13 protein-coding genes are annotated in these 16,226 nt (G+C 45.8%); 12 read left to right on the top strand and 1 reads right to left on the bottom strand.

Annotation, left to right across the window (positions count from 1 at the left end):
* Nucleotides 1–112 precede the first annotated feature (112 nt).
* From FSB84_RS06050 to FSB84_RS05995, 12 genes are all read left to right on the top strand, one after another.
* On the top strand, nucleotides 113–739 hold the full coding sequence (locus FSB84_RS06050) for an RNA polymerase sigma factor (RefSeq protein WP_130542417.1): 627 nt from the start codon (nucleotides 113–115) through the stop codon (nucleotides 737–739).
* A gap of 48 nt (nucleotides 740–787) precedes the next feature.
* Nucleotides 788–1,294: a hypothetical protein gene (locus tag FSB84_RS06045; RefSeq protein WP_147122065.1), complete on the top strand. Its 507-nt coding sequence runs from the start codon at nucleotides 788–790 to the stop codon at nucleotides 1,292–1,294.
* Nucleotides 1,295–1,296: 2 nt separating this feature from the next.
* Complete coding sequence (locus tag FSB84_RS06040; protein ID WP_147122063.1) at nucleotides 1,297–1,980, top strand: FecR family protein; 684 nt, start codon at nucleotides 1,297–1,299, stop codon at nucleotides 1,978–1,980.
* Nucleotides 1,981–2,094: 114 nt separating this feature from the next.
* Nucleotides 2,095–5,502 carry a SusC/RagA family TonB-linked outer membrane protein gene (locus FSB84_RS06035; RefSeq protein ID WP_130542419.1) on the top strand — a complete coding sequence of 1,136 codons (3,408 nt, stop codon included), beginning with the start codon at nucleotides 2,095–2,097 and terminating at the stop codon, nucleotides 5,500–5,502.
* Between the two features lie 10 nt (nucleotides 5,503–5,512).
* Complete coding sequence (locus FSB84_RS06030; RefSeq protein WP_158643792.1) at nucleotides 5,513–7,006, top strand: RagB/SusD family nutrient uptake outer membrane protein; 1,494 nt, start codon at nucleotides 5,513–5,515, stop codon at nucleotides 7,004–7,006.
* Between the two features lie 28 nt (nucleotides 7,007–7,034).
* Entirely contained in the window at nucleotides 7,035–7,802 is a 768-nt protein-coding gene (locus FSB84_RS06025) for a DUF4397 domain-containing protein (protein ID WP_130542421.1), read from the top strand.
* Between the two features lie 55 nt (nucleotides 7,803–7,857).
* Nucleotides 7,858–8,784: an ABC transporter ATP-binding protein gene (locus FSB84_RS06020; protein WP_130542422.1), complete on the top strand. Its 927-nt coding sequence runs from the start codon at nucleotides 7,858–7,860 to the stop codon at nucleotides 8,782–8,784.
* Nucleotides 8,785–8,795: 11 nt separating this feature from the next.
* On the top strand, nucleotides 8,796–11,114 hold the full coding sequence (locus FSB84_RS06015) for an ABC transporter permease subunit (RefSeq protein ID WP_130542423.1): 2,319 nt from the start codon (nucleotides 8,796–8,798) through the stop codon (nucleotides 11,112–11,114).
* Nucleotides 11,115–11,125: 11 nt separating this feature from the next.
* Entirely contained in the window at nucleotides 11,126–12,415 is a 1,290-nt protein-coding gene (locus FSB84_RS06010) for a MutS-related protein (protein WP_130542424.1), read from the top strand.
* An 18-nt stretch (nucleotides 12,416–12,433) separates the two neighbouring features.
* Nucleotides 12,434–13,747, top strand: a complete 1,314-nt coding sequence (locus tag FSB84_RS06005; RefSeq protein WP_130542425.1) for a MutS-related protein — start codon at nucleotides 12,434–12,436, stop codon at nucleotides 13,745–13,747.
* Between the two features lie 374 nt (nucleotides 13,748–14,121).
* Nucleotides 14,122–14,592: an Lrp/AsnC ligand binding domain-containing protein gene (locus tag FSB84_RS06000; protein ID WP_130542426.1), complete on the top strand. Its 471-nt coding sequence runs from the start codon at nucleotides 14,122–14,124 to the stop codon at nucleotides 14,590–14,592.
* Nucleotides 14,593–14,675: 83 nt separating this feature from the next.
* Nucleotides 14,676–15,101: a hypothetical protein gene (locus FSB84_RS05995; protein ID WP_130542427.1), complete on the top strand. Its 426-nt coding sequence runs from the start codon at nucleotides 14,676–14,678 to the stop codon at nucleotides 15,099–15,101.
* 54 nt (nucleotides 15,102–15,155) lie between these two features.
* On the opposite strand, the gene FSB84_RS05990 is transcribed toward FSB84_RS05995, so the two are convergent.
* Nucleotides 15,156–16,226 carry an ABC transporter permease gene (locus FSB84_RS05990; RefSeq protein ID WP_130542428.1) on the bottom strand — a complete coding sequence of 357 codons (1,071 nt, stop codon included), beginning with the start codon at nucleotides 16,224–16,226 and terminating at the stop codon, nucleotides 15,156–15,158.

The following is a 16,226-nucleotide window of genomic DNA, read 5'->3' as shown; positions in this document are numbered from 1 at the left end:
GAGCAGCAAAGCTGGCTTCCACGGCGGCTGTACAAGGTAAAATCATAGCTGCAAAAACAGATTTTAATAAGCTCCCGGACCGATGTTGCGCAATTACCCCTAACTTAGGTTTTTGAACTGCCCTTCAAATGTTTTTGCATTGATCGATTTTTCACTTTTTAATACCGACCCCGCCTTACTCCAGCGCTTTTCACAGGGAGATCAGCAAGCATTTGCCTCTATATACGGACAGTATCATTCACTCATCTATAATTACCTTCTCAAGTTCACAAAAAATCCAACGCTGGCAGAAGACCTGCTGCACGATATCTTCCTCAAAATATGGGATGCCCGCGAACGGGTAGACATAAAAACCTCCTTCAGCGCTTACCTGTTCGGCCTGGCCAGGAACACTGTGATCACACAACTCAACCGGATGTCTTTATATGATGCCATCCGTGATGAGATGCTGAGCAATGCAGAACTGGAACTGCATCCGCGTCACCTGATGAACAAAGTGGAAGCGAGGGAATATGAAGAGTTACTGGAAAAAGCCATCAACAGTTTGCCTCCCCAACGGAAAGAAGCTTTCATCCTCTGCAGGCAGCAGGGCAAAACATATGAAGAAGCTGCTATTATCATGAACATTTCAAAGAATACTTTGAAACAACATTTGCAACTGTCTGTGAAATCGATCAAAGAGTATTTGCTGGAGCATGGGAACATCTCTCTGCTGATGATCCTGGTGGCTTTCAATTAAATTTTTTTTCGCGTCCACCCTTTTTTTAATCTCATTAGTCTTAATAATATGGGTTCTCAAAAAAATCAGGAAATAGCGTTGCTGTGGAAGTTTCTGGACGGGACGATCACTGAAGAGGAAAGTTATGCATTATCTGCGTATATGCAAAGTGGCGCTGCAGAAAAGGATCCTGAATTTGAGAATGTACTCCAGCAGGTGTATTTGCAATCTTCAAATGCAGCCCCGATGTCGAAGGAAGCAGCGAAGCGGGTACTGCAACGCTTGCTGAGATCCATTCAACAGCAACTGAGTGAAAAATATCCTGCGCCTGTTCACCGGGTTCATTTGTTGAACATAGCCTGGTTCAGATATGCAGCGGCTGCTGTATTGGTGCTTTCTGTTTCTCTGCTTGCCTGGCTACTGATCAGTAAGGATCATAAAAAGGAAAACACCCTTCCGGTGGTTGCCGCTGAAATATTCCATCAGGATCCGATAAAGCGGTACTGCTGCTGGCAGATGGAAAAACAATTCTGCTGGATAGTAATACCAAACAGATTCTGCACAGCGGAGATCTGAGCGTGAACAATCAAAAAGGAAAACTGGAATACGATGGGGTCAGCAGCAAAGTTGAATGGCATACCTTAACTACTCCGCGTGGTGGACAATATAACCTGAAACTGCCTGATGGCACAGAAGTGTGGCTCAATGCAGCATCGTCCATCACATTCCCTAACAGTTTTGCTACAGGAGAACGCAAAGTGAAAATAAGTGGTGAAGCTTATTTTGAAGTTGCTCAAAAGAAAGACCAGCCTTTTAAAGTGGATATCGATGGAAAAGCAGCCGTGGAAGTGTTGGGCACGCATTTCAATATCAATGCCTATACTGATGAACCATATATTGCAACAACCTTGACCGAGGGCGCTATCAAAATGATCGACAGACAACAAACTGCTGTTCTTTCCCCGGGTCAGCAGGCAAGGATCAGCACAAAGGGCATGAATGTGTTGAAAGATGCCGATACAGACCTCGTTCTTGCCTGGAAGAATGGCTTGTTCCGGTTTGAGAATTCGCCAATCAATGATGTGTTGCGTCAATTTGCAAGATGGTACGATGTGGAGGTGGTGATAGAACAAAATGATCCTGATATCTTGTTCACCGGCGAAGTGAACCGCAATCTTACCTTATTGCAGGCAATGATTGTACTGGAAAAAATGGGCGTACATTTCACGCTGGAAGAAAGACGCCTGACCATTAAGCCTTAGACATCGTTTAAACTTTTCCTGAATTCTTTATTGCAATACAACGCGTAATGCTGAAAAGCAAATGAGATCGTATTGCCTTGAATGTAACCGTTCATTATTCTCAAAACCAAGACTATGCTTAATTTGAACTCCTGGCCTGCTGTTACCAGCAAAAAATATCTGCCCTTAGAAAAACGACGGAGATTCAGTGTATTACTGACTGTGCTGCTGCTGGTCCTGTTTCAAATACCCCTCACCGTTAGTGCACAGAAGATAACTTATAGCGGAAAGAAAGTGCCTCTCCAGAAGCTGTTCAAAGAGATCAAAAAACAAACCAGCTACGTGGTGGTGTTCAATCCCAAAATACTGGACAGTTCCATCACTGCCACAGTGAATGTAAAAGATCAGCCACTGGAAGAATTCATGCGTACTATCCTGAACAATACACCACTTGTGTACAGCATTGTAGGAACAACCATTGTTGTGGCTAAGAAACAAGCTACATCTGGAACCGGAAATGCAGACGGGGGTGCCATGTTTGTGGTGGCGCCCCGGGACATTACCGGAAATGTATACGATAGTAAGTCCAATCAGCCACTTGCGTTTGTGAGTATCCTGGTGGCAGGCGCTTCCAGGGGCACACAAACCAATGAACGCGGTGCTTTCACGCTCAGGAAAGTGGAAGAAACAGATAAGATCACCTTTACTTTCATCGGGTATGAATCCATGACACTGCTGGCGAAAGACCTGGAATCTAGTATATCTGTTAGAATGAAACTCGCTACCAATGAACTTGACCAGGCCGTAGTGAAAGCATACGGCGTAACCAGCAAAAGACTGAATACGGGCAGCATTGCCCGCGTAACAGCAGAAGAGATCGAAAGGCAACCAGTGATGAACCCACTGCTGGCTTTGCAGGGCCGGGTGCCTGGTCTTGTGATGACACCTACCTCCGGCAATTCAAGTTCTCCGGTTAAGATCGAGATCAGGGGAAGGAATTCCATCGACCCTTTGCAACTGACAGATCCATTGTATGTGATCGATGGCATTCCCATCAACCAGGTGAATTTACAGGGCGCTGTTCAGGACGGCGTTTCTTATGGTGTTGAGCAGGCAGGCGCTGCTTATCTGAAAGGACAGAGCCCGCTATTTGCCATTAATCCACGCGATATTGAAAGTATTGAAATATTGAAAGATGCCGATGCTACGGCTATCTATGGCTCCAGGGCTGCCAATGGCGTGATACTGGTCAATACCAAAAAAGGCAGGCCAGGTAAAACCAAACTGGATCTATCCTACACGGATGGATTGGTAATGCCTGCCCGTCATGTGAAAATGCTGAGCACACCAGAATACCTGGCAATCCGGAGAGAAGCTTTTAAGAATGACGGCATCTATAATCCTTCCCTGGAGGCAGCACCTGATCTGTTGTTGTGGGACAGTACCCGGCAAACGGACTGGCAAAAGCAGGTACTGGGAACAGGAAGGTCCAGTCTGGCTTCCGTTACCTTATCCGGCGGCGATACACGTAATACCTTTCGCCTGAATGCTTCTTATGACAAAGTGGTGGATCTGATGGCCACTTCTGGTTCCACACAGCGTGGCGCTTTTGCTTTCAATTTCAGACATCGCAGCCCGGATGAAAAACTGACGGTGGAAGCCATCCTCAATTACGGCACTACCAAAGTGGATGCTGTAACGTACACTTCCAATATCTATAATTTACCGCCCAATGCCCCTCCAATTTATAAAGAAGATGGCAAGCTGAACTTTGATGGCTGGAGGATCGGATATGGTGTGATGCAAAAGTTCGCTTTCGGTTATTTATTGCAGCCGATAATCTCCAAAACCAATCAGTTCAGTGGTAATATCAATATCACCTATGAATTGTTACCCGGCCTTACAGTGGGAACGAGGGCAAGTATTAATAATTCACTCAACAACAACCAGCGCCTTGTTCCTTCAACATCATTAGACCCACTTGGGTATGCAATGCCCGAAGCCATGTTCGGAACCACCAAAGGCACTAACATGGTATTGGATCCTCAGATCACCTATAACACAATGATAGGAAGAGGAAGGTTAACTGCGCAGCTGATGGGCAATTACCAATATTCAACAATGCGTGGATTGACCAACTGGGGCATGGGTTATACCAACGACAACATGCTTAATACCATCAATAATGCTCCCATAAAAATTACAGTGGAGAATTTTGGTGAAAACAAATTCGTTTCGCTCCGCACTTTACTCAACTATAACTGGGATAACAAATACATCATTAACCTCAGTGCCGCACGTGATGGCTCTTCCCGATTTGCGCCGGGCAAGCAATTCGGTCAGTTCGGATCAGTTGGCCTGGGCTGGATCTCATCCGATGAGCCCTGGATGAGAAATTTGTTGCCTGAATGGTTCAGCTTCCTCAAATTCAACGGAAGCTATGGAATTACAGGTTCAGACCTGGGGCAGGACTATCGCTATCTTTCTCGCTGGAGTGTAACAGACCCTGCCGAATACCAGATGCCCGTATGGGCCTATGGTGGCATTCAAAGCTATCTTCCCATACAGGCAGTGAACGACCAATACCACTGGCAATCCAACAAACAGATCAACCTGGCAACTACTATGGGTTTCTGGAAAGACAGGCTCACTGTAAATGTTGAATACTATATAAAAGAGACCAGCAACCAGTTGACTGATATCCCCACCGCGATCCTGACCGGCTTCCCCAGTGTGATCGGCAACTGGGATGCGAAAGTGCGTAATACAGGTCTGGAAGCGTCTTTTACTTATAAACTGATTGAAAAGAAAGACTGGAACGTTAATCTCGGGTTCAATATATCAGCCAATCGTAATAAGCTGGTTTCATATCCGAATATCGAGAACTCTCCCTATGCTACCCGTTTCAAAGTGGGTAAATCCCTCTCAACAGAATACTTGCTGCATTTGATAGGTGTTGATCCGCTTACAGGAGAATATGCATTCTATGATTACAATAAAGATGGTGTTGCCAAGATCAACCTGAATACAGTGGCAGGAACAAATGATGATGACCGTTATATAGAAAGGGATCGAAATCCAACGTTCTATGGTGGTTTTGTTCCCTCGGTTTATTATAAGAATATCAACTTCCGCATGAACTTTCAATTCCGGAAGCAGTATGGATTGAATGCACTTGCCGGGGAATCTGTGGGAAGGATGGTGAATATGTTCCTGCCAGAGGAGCTGATCAGGAATCACTGGCAAAAGCCTGGCGATAACAGTCAGTACCAGCGATACACCACCGGAGGGGGATCCAATATTTATACATCCGATGGCTCTTTTACCGATGCATCTTTTGTGCGCCTTACCAATGCCTCCATCAGTTATTCATTTACGGACAAACTGCTTAAGAAAACAGGAATGAAAGGATGTATGATTTCCATCGATGCGCAGAACCTGTTCTTCATATCGCGCTACAAAGGGCTGGACCCGGAGATTCAAAACCTGTCCAATGTTCCCAACCCAAGGATCATTACCACCAATATTTCCATCAACTTCTAAATTCAGCGTTATGCGCTACTTACACATAATCACCAAAACACTGCTGCCGGCCTGCATCCTGGTAACGATCAGTACTTCCTGTAAAAAGATGCTGGAAATAGATCCTCCACTGGATACCATCTCCACCGTTCAGATCTTCAGTTCGGATAAACATGCGGAAGGAGCCCTCACGGGTATCTATTCAAGGATGATCAATGGAGAAGGCATGTCAATGTTCATTAACACTCCTTATAAAGCATTTGCCGGCGGCCTTTCAACACTGCTTGGAGGAATGAGTTCCGATGAAATGACCCAGGTGTCTGGAATTACTTCTGCAAGGGAAATAGAACAGAACAAGTTAATGATCATAACCAGCACTGGTACTGCTGAACTCTGGAGCAGCGCTTATAAAATTATCTATGCAGCTAATGCTGTAATAGAAGGAATAGCTGCTTCCACATCCAAAGACCTGCGCGATAGTACACGTAAGCAAATTACAGGAGAAGCAAAGTTCATTCGTGCCTTCAGCTTTTTCTATCTCACCAACTTCTTTGGAGACGTGCCATTGGTGCTCACTGTTGATTTCAATAAAACATGGCAGATGGCACGTACACCTCAACGCCAGGTATACGATCAGATCATTGCAGACCTGAAAGATGCTCAGGCAGTACTGCCCACTGATTATTCTGTTGGTAATGGTGAAAGAATAAGACCCAACAAATGGGCCGCTACTGCATTGCTTGCCAGGGTCTATTTATTTACCCGCGATTATGATAACGCGATGAAAGCAGCAACGGAGGTGATTAATCAGAACAGTATTTTTCAACTCGAACCTGATCTCAATAACGTTTTCCTCTATCAAAGCAGGGAAGCTATCTGGCAGTTGAAACAAACACAGGAAAATTCCACGCTCAGAAATGCCACGCCTGAAGCATATTGTATGCTCCCGATCATTCCATACAAAGGACCAGCAGGTGCACGCATTACAGCTGTATTGAGAAATGCATTTGAAGGTGGAGACAAAAGATATGATGTATGGCTCGATAGTACAAACAATTCAACCAATCCTTCCATTCCTGATGTGTTAAGCTGGTACCCGTCGAAATATAAAATTGGTCAGAGTAATGCTGTGATGGGAATGCCCGGCGAATATTATATGGCACTCCGTCTGGCCGAACAATATTTGATCAGGGCCGAAGCCAATGCACTCGGTGCATCCGGTGGTGCAGCTGCTGCAATTGATGATCTCAATATGATCCGGCACAGGGCTGGCATCGATGATCTGCCGGAAACACTTAACGGAGATGCTCTTAAAGCCGCCATTGCCAAAGAACGACAAACAGAATTATTTGCAGAATGGGGCCATCGCTGGTTCGATCTCAAACGAACAGGAAAAGCCTCAGAAGTATTATCGCAGATCGGAAACAAACAACCCTGGGAAGGCGATTATCAACTGCTGTACCCCATTCCACCCAATGAGATCCAGAACAACAGTAAACTGATCCAGAATATCGGTTACAGGTAAACGAATTTTCAACCTACAAATGAATGCTATGTTCACATATAATAATTCACGTGTTGCCATTCTGTTTTTGCTGTGCATCACATTCTTCTCCTGTAAGAAAGAGGAGAAACTGCCTGGTACCGCCTCTCTCACTGTTGTGAATATGGTACGGGGAGCACAAACCATGGTGGCCAATTTCGGCGGCACAGCACCGCTCACATACTATGCTACTGCGCCCTTTCTGTATTACAACACATTCACTTATTATCAGAACAGGTTCAACTCCGTTAGTGGCACGCAGAATATTGGTTTCTTCTGCCTGCCGGACACTACTGATAAAAGCAAGCCGGTACTGCTCTGCAACATTGACCTGCCGGTGGCTTCCATCAATTCATTGTTTCTGATCGGTACCCTGGAACAACCTGATAATCTTTTTATCAGGGATGAAGTGCCGTTTATTCCACTTACAGACAGCAGCGGCGGTTTCCGCTTTGTGAATGTGCTGGCTAACAGTGGTCCCGTGAGTATCAATATCAAAGACCAGGCACCGGGCTCGCTCATCTCTTCTCTTGCTTATAAAGGAGTTTCGGACTTTATCAAACTTCCTGTAAAGCCCGGCGTCACCGGTTATGTATTCGAATTCCGTGATGCCGGTACAGGCTCCCTGATCTTCTCTTACACCACGCCATACATGGATGTATACCAACCCGGCGAAACCAACTTCTGGATGTGGAGATGCAATACAATGGCGCTATCCGGCGACAGGAATGGCACAGGCGCGAATGCATCTGCCGTGGTACGGGTCTATAATTTCTAACAAAGAGGCACATACGTAAAATCAGGTCTATCGTTTTCTTTCCATAAAACATATTATGAATACCATTCTTAAAATTGAAGGGCTGTCGCACAAATACAGCAGCTCCTGGGCGGTCCGTGACATAAATCTCGAGATCAACCAAACGGGAGTAGTGGGATTGCTTGGCTCCAATGGCGCCGGTAAGTCAACCATGATGAATATCCTCTGTGGGGTGTTGAACCAAACTGAAGGCAATGTATTCATAAATGGTATCGATCTCCGGAAGCATCCTCTTGAAGCAAAACAATACATTGGTTTTCTGCCCCAGCAACCACCGGTGCATATGGATCTTACTGTGGATGAATACCTCAGCTTTACAGCAGAGCTTCGCAAAATACCAGAGAATAAGATCAAAGCAGCAGTTGGTGAAGCAAAAGAGAAATGTGGTATTGCACATTTCAGCACGAGACTGATCCGCAACCTTTCTGGTGGCTATCGTCAAAGGGTTGGTATTGCGCAGGCCATCATTCATAAACCCAAACTGGTAGTGATGGACGAACCCACTACCGGCCTCGATCCCAACCAGCTGATTGAAGCGCGCAAACTGATCAGAGAAATTGCTTCGGAGCATACAGTGTTACTGTCTTCACATATCCTTTCAGAGATTCACCTGCTTTGTCGCGAGATCATCATGATTGAATCAGGCCGTATCATTTTCTCCGATACCATGGATGCGTTTAACAACTATGCACAACCGCAAAGTATACTGCTTCACCTGGAGAATATGCCGGCAATTGCCGATATCCTCAACGTGAAAGGCGCTACCAGGGCTGAATTACTCAGCGATAAACAGGTACGGGTATACTTTGATGAAGACCCCGGGTTTTCAGAGAGACTTGCAAATGCATGTGTAACCAATGGATGGCGCCTGCGTGAACTGAACCTGGACAAAACACATCTCGACGATATTTTCAAGCAATTATCCACTCAATCCCACCAATAAGACCATCAGCCATGAAGATGATTTTTAAAATAGCAAAAACAGAGCTCCGCAACCTTTTTTATTCTCCGGTTGCCTGGTTTCTCTGCATAGCATTCCTTGTGCAGTGTGCTTTCTTTTTCATCAATGCAATGGAACCGATTGCCAAATTCCAGGATTTGATGGAAAAATATTCAGGAGGACAATTCAAAAATTTTCAGGGATCCATTACCCGTGGAGTTTTTCTGAATGATATGGGCATCTTTGTGAACTCACTGCAGAACCTTTATCTGTTTGTTCCATTGCTTACGATGGGTATCATCAGCCGTGAGATCACCAATGGAACTATCAGGTTATTGTATTCCTCTCCTGTAAGATCGAGGGACATAGTATTAGGAAAATATCTCGCCGTCATTGCATTCAATGCAATTCTGGTACTGGTGATAGCATTATTTGTATGTATCGGAATTGCAGGTATCAAAAATGCAGAGTTCGCGATGTTATGGTCTGCCATTCTCGGATTCTTCCTGCTGGTTTGTACTTATACTGCAATCGGTATGTTCATGTCGTCACTCACTACCTATCAGATCATTTCGGCATTGGGTACATTCATGTTACTCTTCTTATTGGGTTATGTGGGTCAGCTCTGGCAGGAGCATGATTTTATTCGCGACCTCACTTATTTTCTTTCTATAAGGGGAAGAACAGCCAATATGTTGCAGGGGCTCATTACTACCAATGATGTGATTTACTTTTTGGTGATCATTTCGATGTTTGTTGCCTTCACTTACCTGAAAGTACAGGGAGCGAGAGAGCTCAAACCCTGGTGGATTAAAACGATGAAGTATACTGCAGTGGTGGCATGCGGACTGTTGATCGGATACTTTGCATCACGCCCTGTATTGATCGGTTACTGGGATACAACCAAAGACAAAGTGAATACACTTCATTATAAAACACAAAAAGTAGTGAAGGAACTTGGTGATGATCCGGTGGAAGTAACTATGTATTGCAATTTCTTCGGAGGTGGCATGGACTATGGTTTGCCACAGGGCCGAAACAATTACCTGGCGGCGCTTTGGTCTAAGTACATACGTTTCAAACCGGAGTTCAAATTCAACTATGTATATTATTATGATGTGATGGACGGAGATAGCATGCTGTACAAAAGCTTTCCCGGTAAGAACATTCATGAAATTGCAGAGCTGACGGCCGATGCCAGGAATATAAATTATGAATTGTTCATGAAACCTGATGAGATCCGCAAAATCATTGATCTGTCTCCGGAAGGAAAGCGGCTGGTGATGAAGCTGGATTACAAAGGAAAATCTACATTTATCCGCACCTATGATGATCCGAGAGTATGGCCTGATGAACCCGAGGTAGCAGCAGCATTCAAAAGACTGATGTTGCCTGAAATGCCGCAACTGCTGTATTCCACAGGCCACTACGAACGCTCTGTGGTAAAGATGGGGGAGCGTGAATATGGTTCGCAAACAATTGCCAAAGGTTCAAGGATCTCTCTTGTCAACAACGGATTTGATATCGATACCATCGCTATCGATCAAAAAGATATACCCAATAACACAGCAACACTTGTACTGGCCGATCCTAAAACAAAACTCAGCGATACGGTTCAGCAAAGGATTGCCAGCTACATAAGCAAGGGTGGTAATATGCTGATCACCGCAGAGCCAGAGAAGGTTGATCTCATCAATCCTGTTCTTCGTCAGCTCGGCGTGGAGATGATGGGTGGCAAACTGGTGCAACTTTCCAAAGACAATACCCCTGATTTTGTAGCCAGCTACTTTACCTGGCCCGGTGCAAACATGGCGGACATGGTCTCCACCTACATGAAAAAGCGCGATGGCGATACAATGGGACTGTTGACGCCAGGTGCTTCCCTGCTGCATTGGTCAGATACCAGTTCCTTTACCATCGAACCGATCATGGTCACTTTTAAAGACAAGACATGGTGGAAAGCTGGAAAACTGGTGATCGATTCTGCAACACCTGTATTCAATCCTGGCGAAGGCGATTACAAGGTTGATTCATTTGTAACAGGATTGAAATTAAGCCGCAAGATCAATGGCAAGGAACAACGCATTGTTGTGACGAGTGATGCAGACTGGCTTAGCGCATTACGTATTAAAGCAGATCCTTTCCAGGGAGTCTACAGCTGGCTCAACTACAATGAATTTCCCCTGTTCGTGTGGTGGCCAATGCCCGACGATGCGAAACTGGAATTCACCCATCCGAAAGTGCTGGTATTTAAAATGGCCCTGCTTTATGCATTGCCTGCCATACTGTTGATTGGTGGCACTGTATTGCTGATCCGCCGCAAAAGGCAATAAATTGACTGGAGATGAAATTACATACAGACGAACAGACCATCGATGACCTGCGGATCTTCAGCAAACGCGATGTAGCAGGCATCTACGATATCTATAATCATACCCATACCCGTGGTGGCGAAAATCACCTGCAGGAAATGTTCCGTCATCCCTTATCTGATCGTGAGGGTATCAATACCAGAAGCAGCGTAATCCGTGCGTTCGCGCAGCTTGATCTTGCTTTCCCTTTCAATGCTTCCCTGTTCGACATGGCAGAGAAGTATCTCGCCCACTCCGGTCATCAGCCGGGGAAGGGCGAACAGGGGCAACTGAGTGAAAAAGATGTGCAGAACGGCGTTACTGCCGTGATCGAACTGATGCAGTTGATGCATTCCTTCATTGAATCCCCATCTGTAGTTAAGATCGAAGCGTATAGCCATGAACGAAAGTTGATCGCAGACCTGCTCTGCGATCCGGCTTTCGGACCAGTGATGCGGGAAAATCTGAAAGGGAAATTGCCTTACTCCGCAGTAGCGGCATTTGACCAGCTCCTGCGCATTCGTGAATCCGCCAGGCTCGAAAAACTCCTGAGCTATCTTTACAGCCTGGACGTGTATCTCTCAATTGCCAAAGTGGCCAATACCAGGAAGTTCATTTTTCCCATCGCACTGGAAAAAGGGACAGCACGCATTCATATTAAAGGCGTATATCACCCGGCTGTTCAAAATCCCATCACCAACGATGTAACGATGGACGCTTCACAGAGTGTGATCTTTTTGACCGGCGCCAATATGGCCGGGAAGTCCACTTTCCTGCGTTCGCTCAGCACTGCAGTATTCCTGGCGCATATGGGGTTTCCGGTAGCGGCCGCTTTCATGGAGTTTTCGGTTATGGATGGCATTTATACCACCATCAATTTGCCGGATAATCTTGGGATCGGCGCCAGTCATTTTTACGCAGAAGTACTGCGTGTAAGAAAGGTGGCAGCTGAATTGAAATCCGGTAAATCACTCTTCATCGTATTTGATGAACTGTTCCGGGGTACCAATGTGAAAGATGCTCATGAAGCCACGGTAGCCGTTACACAGTCTTTTGCCAGCAGAACCAGCAGCCTTTTCATCATTTCTTCCCATATCGTGGAAGCCGGTGAAGATCTGCGTCAACAATCCAATGCAGGCTTCCTCTTTCTGCCCACCCGTATGAATGGACATACGCCTGAGTACACTTACAAGCTGGAGCGGGGCATCACGGAAGACAGGCACGGGATGATCATCATCCGGAATGAAGGCATCCTGGATATTTTACAGAATGGAAAGAAATAAACAATCATAAAGAACATCATGAGTTTCAGTATAGACAGGCAAACACTGGATGAGTTGAACCTGCTGGGAAAATTCCGGCAGGGATCCGTGTACCATCTGTTCAACCAGGTGAAAACAAGAGGAGGGGAGCAGTTGCTCGACGGTATGTTCCGCGATCCGCTCACCAGTGTAACGGAGATCAATATGCGTAGCAGCATCTTCCGGTATTTCCAGGAGGCTGCCCTCAGGTTTCCTTTCGATGTGCAGCAGGTGAACAGTATGCGGGAGTATCTGGATGCCGGCTCGGGCAAATCTGGTATTACGGTACTGGCGGGCGTTTTCATAAAGAAAGCCCTGGCAGGGCTAACCCGTGATGAGCGTTTTAAAAAGATCGTGCAGGGTATGCAGGCCACCATTGTTACGCTCAACAAATGTTTCGCATTTGTTGAAGCACAGAGAACAGCGGGGCCTTTTGCCAATCGTATGCAAGAGGTTCACAGGATACTGTCTGAACACGCGCTCACCAAACTGCGTAATATCGATATCTATAAAGAACTGCCATTGCAAACACTTGCCCGGTATGATCACCTGCTCAAAAGCAGTTTCGCTTCCGATATGGAAAACGTTCTGGATTTCATTTATGAAGTGGATGTTTACATTGCTGTGAGCGATGTGTCGCGGGCTAAAGGTTTCACTTATGCTGAGGCGTTGCCTGCGGAAAGCAATCTGCTGGAAGCTACCGGGCTTCGACATCCCTGTATCGATAAAGCAGTGGGTAATCAGCTCAGGATGCAGGAAGATAGCAATGTGCTTTTTCTGACTGGCGCCAATATGGCCGGAAAGTCGACGCTGATGAAAGCAGTTGCGATCGGGCTTTACCTGGCTCAGATGGGATTTCCCGTGGCAGCAGATAGTATGCGTTTCTCCGTTAGAGAAGGGTTATACACCAGTATCAATGTGGCAGATAATATCCATCTTGGATACAGTCATTTCTATGCGGAAGTGGTAAGGGTAAAGCAGGCGGCTGAAGCGGCGGCCAGTGGTAAACGACTCTTGCTCATGTTTGACGAACTATTTAAAGGAACGAATGTGAAGGATGCATTCGATGGCACTTTATCAGTTACAGAAGCATTTGCTGAATACAGGAAATGTCTTTTCGTGGTGTCTACCCATATCATTGAAGTAGGGGAGTCTTTAAAAGGAAAAGAGAATATCAGGTTCGTATACATGCCCACTATTTTGGAAGGCTCCGTGCCGAAATATACTTACAGGCTGGCTGAAGGGATTACTGAAGATCGTCAGGGAATGATGATCATCCGTAATGAGGGTATCCTTGAAATGATACAAGCATAAACCTGTTCAATTGCCTCCAATAAAAAACCCTTCCGGTTATCCGGAAGGGTTTTTGCTGTAGAGGGAGGACTCGAACCTCCACGGGGCAGTTAGCAATAGCGCAACCTGCGGTGGTCAACCCCAGTCGAACCAGCGTGAACCAGTCCGGCATTACACTACGTTTATCCTGTGACCCCCACCCCGAGACAAGAGGGCATGTCTGCCAAAATTCCATCACTCCACAGTATCTGTTGTTTTGTTAAGAGCTAATTACAGTGCAATATTAAAGAAAATAGGCAATTACTTGAAAATTATTCAATACAAATTTGGAAAGTTTCGAGATTATACAAATATTTGCAGGGTTGCTTTGAAATTTATAAAATTACGATTGTAAAATGGCTGCTAAATTGAATCTTGACAAACTGGACCTTCAGATCATCCATGAAATGATCGATAATGCAGAGGTTTCGTATGCTGATCTGGGTAAGAAATTATTTGTATCGGGCGGCACCATCCACGTGCGGATCAAAAAACTGCAGGAAGCAGGTATCGTAAAAGGTACCAAATTGAATGTGGACATGAAGCAGCTCGGCTACGATGTGATCGCCTTCATCGGCATTTACCTGGAAAAGAGCTCACTGTATGATTCCGTAGCAAGGGAACTGCAAAAGATACCCGAGATCATTCGCCTGAATTATACCACCGGCAACTACAGCATGTTTGCCGAGATCATCTGCAAAGATATCAATCAGCTCCGTGCCGTATTACACGATGAATTGCAGAAAATCAAAGGGATTGAAAGAACCGAGACCTTTATTTCGCTGGAAGAATCCTTTAGTCGTAATGTTCAGGTATATACATCGTAATTCCAGAAATATTTGTTTTACGGCGAAGGAATAAATATTATTTTTAGAGACGGATCGTTATTATAGACCCCAATCTACTTTGTATGAAAAAATTGTTGGCTGCTGTTTTACTGGCTTTTGTGTCACTGACCTTTATTCAATGTAGCGACAAAGGCGGAGATGACGGTCCCACACCTCCGGACCCTTGTTCAGAAACCAAACTGGCAGTAACCACCATTCCGGCGATCAACACTACCGCTCCTGCACAGGTTGATGCTACCTTTCCTGTAACTATCAATATTACGGCAGGCTTTCCTGCAGCAGGCGCTACCATCAATGTGGTGGCAAAGAATGATGCCACCAATGCCCAGTTCTTCGAGGCAAATCCTGCTTCTGTAACAGCAGGGGTAAACAATGTTACTATCACCGGTACACCTGCCGGAATCACTGCAGTAGTGCAGGTTACCGTTACTTCAAAAAATTGCCCAACCAACAAATGGACAGGCACTTTCCGCTATATCAGAAAATAATCGCACCAAATAAAATTGTAACAGGCGCATCCGCAACGGTGCGCTTTTTTGTTGTTATCCTCTCACTTCGAGCGCATCTCTCAATCCATTTCCAAGCATATTGAATGCCAGTACCAGTAACATAATGGCAAAGCCCGGAGCAAGCGCCAGCATTGGATTATTGGTGATGATGAAATTATAATTCTCTTTGATCATCAGCCCCCAGCTGGGTTGTGGCGGCTGAACACCAACGCCCAGGAAGCTGAGGCCCGCTTCGATCACGATAGCCGATGCAAAATTGGAGGCGGCCACTACTGTAACCGGGCCCATCACATTGGGCAAAACATGCCTGAACAAAATCCGACCATGTACGTAACCCAGCGCCCTGGCAGCTTCCACGTATTCCATTTCCCTCACGCTCATCACCTGCCCGCGAATGATCCGCGCTACATTCACCCACATGGTCAATCCAATGGCGATGAACACCTGCCAGAATCCTTTGCCAAGCATCAGTGTAATGGCAAATACCAGCAGCAGGGTGGGAATGCTCCAGATCACATTGATGAACCACATGATGGCATCGTCCACCTTGCCCCTGAAATAACCTGCCAGCGCACCCAGGAGTACGCCGATGCTCAGGGAGATCAATACAGTCACCAATCCAACGCTAAGGCTCACACGAACTCCCACCAGCAGCCGGCTGAGAATGTCTCTGCCATATTTGTCTGTGCCCAGGTGAAATGTTTGCCCGCTTACTTTCCAGCCAGGCGTATGAATGGAATACGCTACTCTTTCTGTTACACCTTCATCGATATATTGCTGAATGATCAGGCTGTCGCCGGTAGTGGTATAGGAACTGATGGGAGTAAAATGGAACTGGTCTTCCTGTCCGCGTAGCAATCGCTGAAAAAAAGAAACTTTGGGAGGGACGGGTGATTTGGGAAGCTGGAGAAATTGCTGTTTGAATCCAGGCTTTTGTCCACCGATCTCAACGATCATCCTGTTGGCATCAGGTGTGCCGTCCGGCGAAATGAAATAGGCAAAGAGGGCGGTGAGTACAGATAGCAGGATGATGCCCATGCCAAACAGCGCGCCTTTGTTTTTTCGTAATCTTCTCCATGTATTTCGGGAAGCTTCTGCAGCCAT

It is taken from the genome of Pseudobacter ginsenosidimutans (genome assembly GCF_007970185.1).
GTDB classification, from domain to species: Bacteria; Bacteroidota; Bacteroidia; order Chitinophagales; family Chitinophagaceae; genus Pseudobacter; species Pseudobacter ginsenosidimutans.
This window is presented reverse-complemented; position numbering and strand designations above follow the sequence as displayed.